The sequence below is a fragment of the Nocardioides pakistanensis genome (genome assembly GCF_054781215.1).
Genome location: NZ_BAAGUV010000044.1, coordinates 14,702 through 27,682, shown reverse-complemented (window position 1 = coordinate 27,682; position 12,981 = coordinate 14,702). Strand labels below are relative to the sequence as shown.

Genomic DNA, 12,981 nt, shown 5'->3' with positions numbered 1-12,981 from the left:
CTCCGGTACGTGCTCCGCACCCAGACGGGTCTGCGCCTGCTCGGGCCCACCGACCTCCCCGCGATGGCGCAGCTGCTTGCGCGCGACCCGGTGGTCAACGTGTTCGTGGACTACCGGAGCCGGATCACGCAGCTCGACCCGCGCTGGATAGGCGGGGAGATGTGGGGCTACTACGAGGATGGCGAGCTGGTCTCGGCCTGCCACTCCGCGGCCAACCTGGTGCCCGTCGGCGCCACTCCCGAGGCGGTCGAGGCGTTCGCTGCGCGGGCGATCAGGCAGGGCCGCCGGTGCTCGACGATCGTGGGCCCCGCGGCGGCGGTGGCCGCGCTGTGGCAGCAGCTCGCCCCGCACTGGCCCGAGCCGCGCGAGGTCCGCTGGGACCAGCCGCACCTGGAGATCAGCGGGCCGCCGAGGGTCGCCCCGGACCCGGCTGTCCGGCGCACCACCGACGCCGACCTGCCCACGTTGTACCCGGCCTGCGTGGCGATGTACACCGAGGAGGTCGGTGTCTCACCCGAGATCGGCGGCGGAGCGGACATGTACCGGGCGCGGATCGCCCAGCTGATCGGCAAGGGCTGGTCCTTCGCCCGGTTCGACGACGACGGCCGGGTCGTGTTCAAGGCCGAGGTCGCGGCGGTCTCGCCGTACGCCTGCCAGGTCCAGGGTGTGTACGTCGCGCCCGACCGCCGTGGGGAGGGGCTGGCGACTGCCGGCATGGCGGCGGTGGTCGAGATCGCGCTGAGGGAGATCGCCCCGGTCGTCTCGCTCTACGTCAACGACCACAACCTGCCCGCCCGGGGCGCCTACGCCGCCGTCGGTTTCGAACAGACCGCGACATTCTCGACGATCATGTTCTGAGGCCGTTTCTTTACCTTAGGATCGGTTTGCTCCCCTCACCGACTCGGGAATGGACATGGGTGTGAAGCAACCTCTCAGCGGCCTCGTCGCCGTCCTCAGCTCGTTGGCGGTCACGGTCGCGTCGGTCGTGGTGTTCGGCGGTGCCCCGGCCGCCGCGGCGCAGGCCACCCGGGTGACGGTCAACGTGAACGCGCCGAATGCCCGGGCCACCGAGCTGGTGTTCATCCGGGGCAGGGTGCTCACCGGCTCCGGTCCGGCCGCGCGGGCGAAGGTGAGGATCCAGGCCAAGGCCCCGGGCGGGAAGTTCCACACCATCGCCCGTCGGGTCACGGGCAGGAGGGGCGGCTACCTGGTGCCCTACCGGGCGCCGGGCACGCGGGTCTACCGGACCGTCGTGGTCCGCACCGACCGGTACCGCGCGGCAGACTCCTCGCCGGTCCGGGTCCGGCGGACCAAGGCCGAGCGTTCCTACGACGACCGCGAGCGCAGCCTCCGGGGCGTGCTGGGGCAGCGCAACGGCGGGCCGCAGGCCGACCAGCGGTTCGGGCGGCGAGTCATCCACGGGTCCTACGGCAAGGCGATCCTGGCCAAGGTCGGCAAGTCCACGTCGCTGGTCTACGGCCGGATGCTGGAGCGGTACCAGCAGCTCGATGGCGTCCGCGGCCGACTCGGTGCTCCGGTGTCCGACGTCACCTGCCAGCTGCTCGAGGGGGCCTGCCTCCAGCGCTTCCAGAACGGCACCATCTATCTCAACCCCTCGGCCCGCAAGCCGGTCTCGGTGATCTTCGGCCGTGGCGAGCGCACCGCGTTCATGGCCGTGGCGGCGTCGCAGGAGGGCTATCGCGAGCCGAGCTTCCGGGGCAGCAAGTACAACGTCTGGCAGGGTGCCAAGCGGGCGTGGTGCGGCTTCTACCTCGCGTGGGCCAGCCACGCCTCCGGCAACGGCAACGCCTTCCCGCGCGGTGACGACTTCAGCGCGCAGCGGGCCGAGGTGGAGCGGCGCGGCAACCTCTTCTACCAGCCGCGTCGTGGCGCGGTCGCCTTCATCGGCAGCGGCAGCACTCCTACCCACGCCGCACTCGTGCTCAGCGTCCGCAAGGACGGCCGGATCGTCACGCTCGAGGGCAACGTGGGTCCGCACAGCTACACCGGTCATCCGCGGGGCGTGTTCCGCCGGGTGCGCGGCACGGGCAACGTCATCTACTACGCCAACCCGCGGTACTGAGCTCGACGTCGGCCCAGCGCGTGCAACCGCTGGGCCGACGCGGGCTTCAGGAGAGCCGAACCCGGCTGGTCAGGAGCGGGGGTCCTTGGCGAACGACCACGCAGGCATCGCCATCCAGGGGTCACGCTTCTCGGTGCTCCACAGCCGGGTGACGCGTTCGCAGCCGACCAACGTGCAGCGGACGATGGCGACGTTGCGCGGCCCTGCCGTCTGCAGCACCAGGTGCCGGTCGCTCTCCCACTCCATCAGGCCGAACCACTTCGACCGGTAGGTGTCGAGCACCCGCCCGCGAGCCCCGCGCACCTGCACGACGTACGGCCCGGGACCGTCGGTGAGGATGTGCGCGGTCACCATCCGCTTGCCGTTGGGCGAGAACGACTGCGCGGAGTCCCGGCAGGAGTGCCAGAGCCGGGTGCGCGGCGCCGAGAGCCGGACCACCTCCTGGCAGCCGTCCTGGTAGGGGTCGCCGAGGGAGAGGCCGAGCCGGTCGGCGGTGATGTCGGCGATGTAGCCGGGCTTGTCTGCGATCGGGGCGGCTGCGTTCCGGAACGGGTTCCACCAGAAGGTTCGCTGCTGACGGGGCTTGCTTCCCCACTCGCTGAGGACCATCCGGCGCACCCCGAAGTCGAGCGGGGTGACCGTGCCTCGGAACGTGCGCTGCCGCACGAGGTCGCCGGTCGAGGTGGCGAAGACGCCGAGCCGGGCCCGGCCGCGGACGTAGCGGTTGACCACGACATGCGCGCCACCGTCGGCGAGGAGCAGGTCGGGCGGGTAGCCCGGTCCGCCGAGCACCCGGTTCGTGGTGCCGTCGTCGGCCACCCGTACGACGCGCCAGCGTCGGTACTCCGCGTCGGTGGCGAGGATCAGGTAGTCGTCTGCGTGGCGGCCGAGCATCGTCACGCGAGGTGCGCCGACCTCGATCCGCAGGTCGCCGTCGACGATCGTGCGGCCCTCCACGCGCAGGAGGTGGGTGGGCGCCCCCGTCTCCAGGGCAGCGGGGTTGATCCGCTCGCCCCGCGGATAGCTGTCGGCTGCCGTAGCAGTGGGTGCGGCCCAGGCAGCGGTGACCAGCGCGAGCGCGCCGGCGGCGAGGCGGAGGGTCCGAGATCGAGTCGTCATGCGTTGTTTCCCCTGTGTGAGTGGCCATCCCGGTGTCCGGGTCTGCCTACCCTGACGCATGACGTCGTCCCCGGGTTGCGTTGCTGCGGTGCGCGTCGACCGCGCAACAAGCCGGGGTCAGCGGCGCGTGCTGCGCCGTCCGGCGCGCCAGGCAGACCACGTGGTCGGCGACCGCCCGTGGTCGACCTGCTCGACGATCTCCTCGGTCATCCATGCCCGGAAGGCTCGCAGGATCTGCGGTGAGGTGAGGGTGAGCAGCCGCTCCTCGTCACAGAGGCGGTCGGCCTCGTCGATCGCCTCGTTGAGCAGCTCGGCCTGGCCGGCGAAGTCCCGCGGCATCGCGACCTCCAGGTCGACCAGCCCGTCACCGCGGGCCAGTGCGGCCTCGGTCTGACGCCGGAATGCGCGACGCGCCTGCGCCGGTGCCTGCAGGATCGCCTCCAGCCGGCGCACCAGCTGCGCCGAACCGGTCCGGTCCTCGTCCTTGCTCATGAGGGTCAGCTCGCGGACCAGCTCGTCGAGATGCTCGTTGTGGCGCACCGCGAGATCGACCGGGCAGCCGGTCAGGCGCGCCACGCCCCACCCGTCGGGCAGGTCGTCGCCGGCCCGTGTGACCTCGGCACCCGGCCGCGCCGGCTCGACGTGGGGTTCCTCCGCGACGTCGGACGCCTCACCGGTGAGCGGCAGGTCCGCCCAGACCCGCTTGCCGTGGTCGAGGGTCTCGACACCCCAGTCGCTGGCCAGCACGGAGACGATCGCGAGCCCGCGGCCGGTCGACGGAGCGTGGAGCAGGGCATCCAGCTCGGCGACGGGGTCCGGGGTGGCCTCGCGGTCGGGTGCCTGGGTGCGCGGACGCAGAGCCCCGGCCGGTGTGCTCCCGTCGTCCTCGACGTACACCCGCACCGCCTGCGGCAGGTCGACGACGCACACCTCGATGTAGGTGCAGCTGTCGTGGAGGGCGGCGTTGCCGGCCAGCTCGCTCACGCAGAGGGCAGCGTCGTCGACGATGTTGTCGCGGCCCCAGGCTCGCAGTCCGTCGGTGACGAAGCGGCGAGCACTCGGAACGCTGGCTGGCTCGGCGGCCAGGCGCACGCGCAGCATGCGTTGCCCGTGCTCCATCCGATCCCCGGCCACCCCTCGATCATGTCAAAGCCCTCTGGCCCGTTCGGGGCATTTCCAGGACGCGGACTAGACCGGGAATCGATGTGCGGCCGTCGCGCTGCCGTCGGTAGCCTTGCGCGCATGACCTCACCCCGACTCATGCGGATGTCGAGCCTGTTCGTGCGCACCCTCCGGGAGGACCCGGCGGACGCCGAGGTGCCCAGCCACCGGCTCCTGGTCCGGGCGGGCTACATCCGCCGTGCCGCGCCCGGCATCTACAGCTGGCTGCCGCTGGGTCTGCGCGTCCTGCGCAACATCGAGGCCATCGTCCGGGAGGAGATGGACGCGATCGGCGCCCAGGAGCTGCAGTTCCCGGCGCTGCTCCCGCGTGAGCCCTACGAGGCGACCAACCGGTGGACGGAGTACGGCGAGGGCATCTTCCGGCTCAAGGACCGCAAGGACGCCGACTACCTGCTCGGCCCCACTCACGAGGAGCTGTTCACGCTCGTCGTGAAAGACCTGTACTCCTCCTACAAGGACCTCCCGGTCTGGCTGTACCAGATCCAGACCAAGTACCGCGACGAGGCGCGGCCCCGCGCCGGCCTGCTGCGCGGGCGCGAGTTCGTGATGAAGGACTCCTACTCCTTCGACACCAGCGACGAGGGCCTCGAGCGCTCCTACGCCGCGCACCGCGAGGCCTACGTCAAGACCTTCGACCGGTTGGGCTTCGAGTACGTCATCGTCAAGGCCACCTCGGGTGCCATGGGCGGCTCGAAGTCCGAGGAGTTCCTCGCGAAGGCCGAGGTCGGCGAGGACACCTACGTCCGCTGCACCAGCTGCGACTACGCCGCCAACGTCGAAGCGGTCGAGGTGCCCGCCCCCGCGCCGCTGGCGTACGACGGTGTGCCCGCCGCGCATGCCGAGAACACCCCCGACACCCCGACCATCGACACGCTGGTCGACCACCTCAACCAGGCCTTCCCGCGCGAGGACCGCCCGTGGGAGGCCGGCGACACCCTGAAGAACGTGCTCGTCGTCCTGAAGCACCCCGACGGCACCCGTGAGCCGCTGGCGATCGGCATCCCCGGGGACCGCGAGGTCGACGCCAAGCGCCTCGAGGGCCAGCTCGAGCCGATCGAGGTGGAGCCCTTCGGTGAGGCCGACTTCGCCGCGCACCCCAGCCTGGTCAAGGGCTACATCGGTCCCGCAATGCTCGGTGAGCAGAACGAGTCGAAGATCCGCTACGTCGTCGACCCGCGGGTGGTCGAGGGCAGCCGGTGGGTGACCGGCGCCAACGTCGACGGTCAGCACGTCATCGACCTCGTCGTCGGTCGCGACTTCACCCCCGACGGCACGATCGAGGCGGCGGAGGTCCGCGACGGCGACGCCTGCCCCCGGTGCTCGGCAGAGGGCCGGGACGGCACGCTGGAGTCAGCGCGCGGCATCGAGATGGGTCACATCTTCCAGCTCGGGCGGAAGTACGCCGAGGCGCTCGACCTCAAGGTGCTCGACGAGAACGGCAAGCTGGTCACGGTGACGATGGGCTCCTACGGCATCGGCGTCTCCCGGGCGGTCGCCGCGATCGCGGAGAACACCCACGACGAGCTCGGCCTGGTCTGGCCCCGCGAGGTCGCCCCCGCCGACGTGCACCTCGTCGCGACCGGCAAGGACCAGGCCGTCTTCGACGCCGCCGAGCAGCTCGCCGCCGACCTGCAGGGCCAGGGACTCACCGTCCTCTTCGACGACCGTCCGAAGGTCTCGCCCGGGGTGAAGTTCAAGGACGCCGAGCTGATCGGTGTGCCCACGATCGTCGTCGTGGGCAAGGGCTACGCCGACGGCGTGATCGAGGTGAAGGACCGGGCGACCGGCGCCCGCGAGGAGGTTCCGGTCGGCGATGTCGTCGAGCACGTCGTCGGAGTCGTGCGTGGCTGACCGGCCCGCGGACCCGGGGGAGGGCCGTCCCGTCGAGGCGGTCATCTTCGACTGGGGCGGCACGCTCACGCCGTGGCACGACATCGACTTCGACGCGGAGGCGGCCGCACTGGCCCGGGCCGCCGTCGACGCGGACGACTCGGCGGCCCAGGCGCTCCGCGCGGCGGCCGACGCGCTGTGGGCGCGGTCGCGGGACGAGCACGTCAGCGCCACGCTGGCCGACGTGTTCTCCCATGCCGGGCTCACCCACGACGAGGACCTCCTCACGGCGTACCGCGAGTTCCTCGAACCGCACACGTTCACCGACCCCGACGTGCCCGACCTCCTGCGCCGGCTGCACGACGACGGGCTGCGGGTGGGCGTGCTCTCCAACACGCTGTGGCCCCGCGCGTGGCACGAGGCCTACTTCGCCCGCGACGGCGTCCTCGACCTCATCCACGGGGCGGTCTACAGCAGCGAGATCCCGTGGACCAAGCCTGCGCCCGAGGCGTTCCGGGCAGCGATGGATGCGGTCGGCGTCGCGGACCCCGCCGCGTGCGTGTTCGTGGGCGACCGGCCGTTCGAGGACATCTGGGGTGCCGCCAACGCCGGGATGCGCACGATCCTCGTGCCGCACAGCACGATCCCCGTCGACCAGGTGGGGCACACCACCGGCGACCCCGATGCGGTCGCGCCGCGGCTCGCTGACGTGCACGGCATCGTGTCGGCCTGGCGCTAGAGCGTCTCTCTGGCCGCCCTGGTCGCGCCGGACCGGAGGTGTCGGCTCACAGCTCGCCGACGCCGGGGAACGGCTCCGGCCGCCCCCCGAAGCCGAGCATCCGCACGGCGGCGTCCTCGAGCGCGTCGAGCGCCCACTGCCGCGCCGCGCGCGACGTGCTGCCCACGGTGTCGGCGTACACAGCCGCACACCGCTGCTCGATCTCCAGCGCTGCGCTCCGCAGCTCCTCGGGAGTCCCCGCCGGCGTGGGCAGCTCGTAGGCCACCTCGGAGGGCACCGGAGTCGCTCCGGCCGCACGCAGCAGCGACTGCAGCCGGTCGCGCCGCCCCCGGTGGACGGTGTAGGCGTCACGGATCCGTTGCCAGAGCTCGGGCTGCTCCGAAGCCGAGACCCGGGCTCCGACCACGCCGTGGACGTAGATCGCCGCGTGCTCGGCGGCGAGCGCGCTCTGCAGCGCCTCGACCGGGGTCACGACGCCTCCGCGGCGGGCGCGAGCACCGCGGCGTGCTGCGCGGCGGCCGCCGCCATGCTGCCGAGCACGCGGGCGAACGCCCCGCTCTGTGCCTTGAAGGCGTGCTGCTTGGTCGCCACGACCAGCTCCTGCTCCGCCTGCGCCAGGGCGCGCACCGCCTGTGCGGGGTCACGCGGCACCCGGACCGGTCCCGGAGCAGTGGTGCCGGCGGCCGTCGGCTCCGCCCCCGCAGGGCCGGGGCCGGTGGTGGCGGAGCTCGTCGCGGAAGGCGTCGCGGACGGGTCCGGGACCGCGTCGGCGAGCAGATCGGCGTGAGCCTGGTGGGTGGCCAGCAGCGGAGCCAGCCGCGGCGCGAGCCGGCGGTGCCGTGCCCGGGTCGCGGTGACGAGGGCGATCATCGACTGCTGCGCGGCGAGCGCCTCGGTCGCGATCGCGACGTCTGGGTCGACCTCCGGCTCGACGGGGTCGGGGTCCTCGTCCAGCCGGACTCCCCGCGGTGTGCACCCGGTCAGCGCACCGGCCACGCCGGCGGCGAGTCCGGCGAGCGCCGTACGGCGGCTGGCTCGGGCGCCGAGGAGGGCGCGGGACGGGGTCGGCACGGGAGCCGACTCTATCGCCGCCTCGCCGCCCGCTCCGCGGTGACCGCTCGGGGGCGGTACCGGGCGCCGGGTCCGCTAGGGTTTGCAGGACAGACGAGGAACGCACCCCCGACGGGGTCGCCGCGTCGGCCGAACGACAACAGCACAGCGAGGAGGATGCCCGTGAGCACCGATCAGACCCGGGACCGACTTGCAGAGGTGCTCACCGAGCCTCTCGCCGCCAACGGCCTCGACGTCGAGGCAGTCGAGCTCACGCCCGCGGGCCGCCGTCGCCTGCTGAGAGTCGCGGTGGACAAGGACGGCGGCGTGACGATGGACGACATCGCCGACGCCACCAAGGAGGTCTCGCGGCTGCTCGACGAGTCCGACGTGATGGGAGAGCAGCCCTACACGCTCGAGGTCACCTCGCCCGGCACCGACCGGCCGCTGACCCTGCCCCGACACTGGCGCCGGAACCAGTCCCGACTGGTCAAGGTCACCACCACCGACGGGTCGACCCTGAGCGGTCGGATCCGAAGCAGCGACGGGGAGTCCGCGACCCTCGACGTCGACGGCGCGGAACGAGTGGTGCGGTTCGAGGACGTGGCCAAGGCCCGCATCCAGATCGAGTTCAACCGGAAAGAGAGCTGAGCCATGGACATCGACATGATGGTGCTGCGCTCGCTCGAGCGCGAGAAGGAGATCTCCTTCGACATCCTGGTGGACGCCATCGAGCAGGCTCTGCTCATCGCGTACCACAAGACGCCCGGGGCCCAGCCCAAGGCGCGGGTGGAGCTCGACCGCAAGAGCGGGCACGTCACGGTCTACGCGGCCGAGACCGACGAGGAGGGCAACCTCGTCGGGGAGTACGACGACACGCCGGCCGGCTTCGGTCGCATCGCCGCGACGACCGCGAAGCAGATCATCCTGCAGCGCCTGCGCGACGCGGAGGACGACGCGAAGTTCGGTGAGTTCTCCGGCCGCGAGGGCGACGTGATCTCCGGGGTGATCCAGCAGGGCCGCGACCCGCAGGACGTGCTCGTCGACCTCGGCAAGCTGGAGGCGCACCTGCCGCTGGCGGAGCGGGTGCCGGGGGAGAGCTACGAGCACGGCACCCGCATCAAGGCCCTGGTGGTCAGCGTCCGCAAGGGCATGCGCGGACCCCAGGTCACCCTCTCCCGCTCGCACCCCAACCTGGTCAAGAAGCTCTTCGCCCTCGAGGTGCCCGAGATCGCCGACGGCACGGTCGAGATCTGCGCCCTGGCACGTGAAGCGGGTCACCGCACCAAGATCGCGGTCCGCTCCACGGTGCCCGGGGTGAACGCCAAGGGCGCCTGCATCGGTCCGATGGGGCAGCGGGTGCGCAACGTGATGCACGAGCTGCACGGCGAGAAGATCGACATCGTCGACTGGTCCGACGACCCGGCCGAGCTCGTCGCGCACGCGCTGTCGCCGGCCCGGGTGTCCAGCGTGCAGATCGTCGACCGGGAGGCACGGTCCGCGAGGGTCGTCGTACCCGACTTCCAGCTGTCGCTCGCGATCGGCAAGGAGGGGCAGAACGCCCGGCTCGCCGCTCGGCTGACCGGGTGGCGTATCGACATCCGGTCCGACGAGGCCGCCGGGGAGCAGCCCGCCGCCGGCACCGGGGAACACAGCTGAACCCGATTCTGTTTGCACCCACGGAGCCGGTAGACTCACCGACGGTGGTTCGTGAACGCGGCGCTGACTCATGCGCGCACAGTCCTGTGCGCACCTGCGTCGGATGCCGGGTCCGGGCTCCCAAGCAAGAGCTGTTGCGCGTGGTCGCCAGCGGTTCGGTCGGCGACCAGCTCGTCGTGCCGGATCCTGGAGCCCGAGCACCGGGCCGGGGTGCCTACATCCATCCCACGCTCGAGTGTCTCGAGCTCGCCACTCGCCGCCGGGCGTTCGCTCGGGCCCTCAGGGTCCGGGGAGGGCTCGACGAGGCCCCGGTCCGGGACCACCTGCAGCTCGCGCACGACAACTGACCGTGGTTCCCCGCCGGGGAGCCCGCGGGGTTCGCGCCCCGTGTGTACCGACAGAAGATGGAGCAGCAGCTCATGAGCACTCGATGAGTACTTCGCGATGAGCATGCACACCAGCTAACGGTCCGGCCACCAGGGCTCGGACCAGAAGGAGAAGCGTGGCTAAGGTCCGAGTCCACGAGCTCGCCAAGGAGTTCGGAGTCGAGAGCAAGGTCGTTCTGGCCAAGCTCGGAGAGATGGGAGAGTTCGTCAAGTCGGCGTCGTCGACGGTCGAGCCCCCTGTCGTCAAGCGTTTCACCGACAAGTTCGGTGACGAGCTGAAGGCTGCCTCGGAGAAGGCAACCGCGAAGAAGGCGCCTGCCAAGGCCCCGGCGAAGAAGGCCGCTCCTGCCAAGGAGCCGGCCGCCGAGACCGAGGCTCCCGCCCCGGCTGAGGCGCGCCCGCCGGCCGAGGAGGCCGCCCCGGCTGCGGCGTCGCCGTCGGTGGAGCAGCCGACCGCCCCTCGACCCGGCCCCAAGCCGGGTCCGAAGAAGGCCGCCGAGCCGGCCCCGCAGGCTCCGCCCGCAGCTGAGCAGCCGCCTGCCCAGCCGCAGGCTCCGGCCGCACGGGCCGAGGCGCCGTCCACGCCGCGCCCCGCGGCACCACGGCCCGGTGGCGCCCGTCCGGGTGCGCCGCGTCCGGGCAACAACCCGTTCTCCTCGACCCAGGGGATGGGCCGTCGACCCGCCGCGCCCCCGCGCGGCGACCAGGCCGGCGACAACCGCCCCCCGCGTCCCCCGGCCGGCCGTGAGGGCGGCGCTCCCGGGCGTCCGGGCATGCCTCGGCCGAACCCGGCGATGATGCCGAAGTCCCCTGCGGCCTTCGGCGGCGGCCCCGGTGGCCGCCCCGGTCCGGGCCGTGGTGGCCCGGGTGGTCCGGGCCGTGGGCCCGGCGGTGCTCCCGGTCGTGGCGGTGCGGGAGCCGGTGCCGGTGCTCCGGCGCGTCCCGGTGGTTTCGGCCCCGGTGGTGCCGGTCGTCCCGGTGGTGGGCGTCCCGGCCAGCGCGGTCAGACCCAGGGTGCCTTCGGTCGTCCCGGCGGCCCGTCGCGCCGCGGCCGCAAGTCGAAGCGTCAGCGTCGTCAAGAGTTCGACAACATGCAGGCGCCGACGATCGGCGGCGTGCGCGTCCGCAAGGGCAACGGTGAGACGATCCGTCTTGCCCGCGGTGCCTCGCTGACCGACTTCGCGGAGAAGATCAACGTCGATCCCGCGTCGCTGGTGCAGATGCTGTTCCACCTCGGCGAGATGGTCACCGCGACCGAGTCGGTCAACGACGCCACGCTCGAGCTGCTCGGTGAGGAGCTCAACTACGTCGTCCAGGTGGTCTCGCCCGAGGACGAGGACCGCGAGCTGCTCGAGTCCTTCGACCTCGAGTTCGGTGAGGACGAGGGCTCCGAGGAGGACCTCCAGATCCGTCCGCCGGTCGTGACCGTGATGGGTCACGTCGACCACGGTAAGACCAAGCTCCTCGACGCGCTTCGCAGTGCGAACGTCGTCGACAAGGAGGCCGGTGGCATCACCCAGCACATCGGTGCCTACCAGGTGGCGACCGAGGTTGACGGCGACGAGCGCCGGATCACCTTCATCGACACCCCGGGTCACGAGGCGTTCACCGCCATGCGTGCTCGTGGTGCCCAGGCCACCGACATCGCGGTCCTCGTGGTCGCGGCCAACGACGGCGTCATGCCGCAGACGGTGGAGGCGCTCAACCACGCCAAGGCCGCCGGTGTGCCGATCGTGGTCGCGGTCAACAAGGTCGACCTGCCCGAGGCGGACCCGCAGAAGGTGCGCGGTCAGCTGACCGAGTACGGCCTGGTCCCCGAGGAGTACGGCGGCGACACGATGTTCGTCGACGTCTCGGCGAAGGCGCAGCTCAACCTCGAGGGTCTGCTCGAGGCGATCGTGCTCACCGCCGACGCCTCGCTCGACCTGCGGGCCAACCCCGACCAGGACGCCCAGGGCCTCGTCGTCGAGGCGCACCTCGACCGCGGTCGCGGCCCGGTCGCGACGGTGCTCGTCCAGCGCGGAACTCTCCGCGTCGGCGACTCGATCGTGGCCGGTCCAGCTCACGGCCGGGTCCGGGCGATGCTCGACGAGCACGGCGAGAACATCGAGGAGGCCGACCCGTCGCGTCCGGCGATGGTGCTCGGTCTGACCGCGGTGCCGGGTGCGGGCCAGAACTTCCTCGTCGTCGAGGACGACCGGATGGCCCGTCAGATCGCCGAGAAGCGCGAGGCCCGCGAGCGGGCGGCCATGCAGGCCAAGCGGCGCGTGCGTCGTACGCTCGAGGACTTCATGGCCTCCATGGAGAAGGGCGAGAGCCAGGAGCTCAACCTGATCCTGAAGGGCGACGTGTCCGGTTCGGTCGAGGCCCTCGAGGACTCGCTGGCCAAGATCGACGTCGGCGACGAGGTCAGCATCCGGGTCATCGACCGCGGTGTCGGTGCGATCACCGAGACCAACGTCGACCTGGCTGCCGCCTCCGACGCCATCATCATCGGCTTCAACGTCCGGCCGCAGGGCAAGGCGACGGAGATGGCCGACAAGGAAGGCGTCGAGATCCGGTACTACTCGGTCATCTACCAGGCGATCGAGGAGATCGAGGCAGCGCTCAAGGGCATGCTCAAGCCGGAGTACGAAGAGGTCTCGCTCGGCCAGGCCGAGATCCGGGAGATCTTCCGCTCCAGCAAGATCGGCAACATCGCCGGCTGCATGGTCACCAAGGGTGTCATCCGCCGCAACGCCAAGGCACGCCTGCTGCGTGACGGCAACGTGGTGGCCGACAACCTCGACCTGGCGTCGCTGCGCCGCGAGAAGGACGACGTGTCCGAGGTCCGCGAGGGCTTCGAGTGCGGTCTGGTCCTGCGTGGCTACAACGACATCAAGCAGGGCGACATCGTCGAGTCCTTCGAGATGAAGGAGATCCCGCGGGGCTGA

12 protein-coding genes are annotated in these 12,981 nt (G+C 71.7%); 8 read left to right on the top strand and 4 right to left on the bottom strand.

Going from position 1 to position 12,981, the window contains the following annotated elements; genetic code table 11:
- Positions 1-9 precede the first annotated feature (9 nt).
- A complete protein-coding gene (locus ACYVIH_RS16105) occupies positions 10-858 on the top strand; it encodes a GNAT family N-acetyltransferase (protein WP_460870498.1) in 849 nt (282 codons plus the stop codon).
- 61 nt (positions 859-919) lie between these two features.
- Positions 920-2,083, top strand: a complete 1,164-nt coding sequence (locus ACYVIH_RS16100) for a hypothetical protein (protein ID WP_460870497.1) — start codon at positions 920-922, stop codon at positions 2,081-2,083.
- 69 nt (positions 2,084-2,152) lie between these two features.
- Here the strand turns inward: ACYVIH_RS16100 and ACYVIH_RS16095 are convergent, their stop codons facing one another.
- Both ACYVIH_RS16095 and ACYVIH_RS16090 read right to left on the bottom strand, forming a co-directional pair.
- Complete coding sequence (locus ACYVIH_RS16095; RefSeq protein WP_460870495.1) at positions 2,153-3,202, bottom strand: hypothetical protein; 1,050 nt, start codon at positions 3,200-3,202, stop codon at positions 2,153-2,155.
- Between the two features lie 117 nt (positions 3,203-3,319).
- Complete coding sequence (locus ACYVIH_RS16090) at positions 3,320-4,303, bottom strand: ATP-binding protein (protein ID WP_460870494.1); 984 nt, start codon at positions 4,301-4,303, stop codon at positions 3,320-3,322.
- A gap of 141 nt (positions 4,304-4,444) precedes the next feature.
- Between ACYVIH_RS16090 and ACYVIH_RS16085 the strand changes: the two genes are divergently transcribed.
- Both ACYVIH_RS16085 and ACYVIH_RS16080 read left to right on the top strand, forming a co-directional pair.
- Positions 4,445-6,235 (top strand): proline--tRNA ligase, encoded by a 1,791-nt coding sequence (locus ACYVIH_RS16085; RefSeq protein ID WP_460870493.1) that lies wholly within the window; start codon positions 4,445-4,447, stop codon positions 6,233-6,235.
- The gene (locus ACYVIH_RS16080) at positions 6,228-6,953 is read left to right on the top strand and encodes an HAD family hydrolase (protein WP_460870492.1); all 726 of its coding nucleotides are present in this window, start codon (positions 6,228-6,230) and stop codon (positions 6,951-6,953) included. The genes ACYVIH_RS16085 and ACYVIH_RS16080 overlap by 8 nt, the downstream gene beginning before the upstream one ends.
- A gap of 46 nt (positions 6,954-6,999) precedes the next feature.
- Here the strand turns inward: ACYVIH_RS16080 and ACYVIH_RS16075 are convergent, their stop codons facing one another.
- Both ACYVIH_RS16075 and ACYVIH_RS16070 read right to left on the bottom strand, forming a co-directional pair.
- Entirely contained in the window at positions 7,000-7,425 is a 426-nt protein-coding gene (locus tag ACYVIH_RS16075; RefSeq protein WP_460870491.1) for a ferritin-like domain-containing protein, read from the bottom strand.
- Entirely contained in the window at positions 7,422-8,024 is a 603-nt protein-coding gene (locus tag ACYVIH_RS16070) for a hypothetical protein (protein WP_460870489.1), read from the bottom strand. Before ACYVIH_RS16070 ends, ACYVIH_RS16075 begins: the two co-directional genes overlap by 4 nt.
- Before the next feature lie 162 nt (positions 8,025-8,186).
- Here ACYVIH_RS16070 and rimP point away from each other — a divergent pair, with 162 nt between their 5' ends.
- The 4 genes from rimP to infB all read left to right on the top strand — a co-directional run bounded on the left by rimP (position 8,187) and on the right by infB (position 12,981).
- Complete coding sequence (rimP, locus tag ACYVIH_RS16065; RefSeq protein WP_460870488.1) at positions 8,187-8,654, top strand: ribosome maturation factor RimP; 468 nt, start codon at positions 8,187-8,189, stop codon at positions 8,652-8,654.
- Between the two features lie 3 nt (positions 8,655-8,657).
- Positions 8,658-9,662, top strand: coding sequence for a transcription termination factor NusA (gene nusA / locus ACYVIH_RS16060; RefSeq protein ID WP_460870487.1), 1,005 nt, complete (start codon positions 8,658-8,660; stop codon positions 9,660-9,662).
- Positions 9,590-10,009: a YlxR family protein gene (locus tag ACYVIH_RS16055; protein WP_460870486.1), complete on the top strand. Its 420-nt coding sequence runs from the start codon at positions 9,590-9,592 to the stop codon at positions 10,007-10,009. Before nusA ends, ACYVIH_RS16055 begins: the two co-directional genes overlap by 73 nt.
- A 155-nt stretch (positions 10,010-10,164) precedes the next feature.
- Complete coding sequence (gene infB, locus ACYVIH_RS16050; RefSeq protein WP_460870485.1) at positions 10,165-12,981, top strand: translation initiation factor IF-2; 2,817 nt, start codon at positions 10,165-10,167, stop codon at positions 12,979-12,981.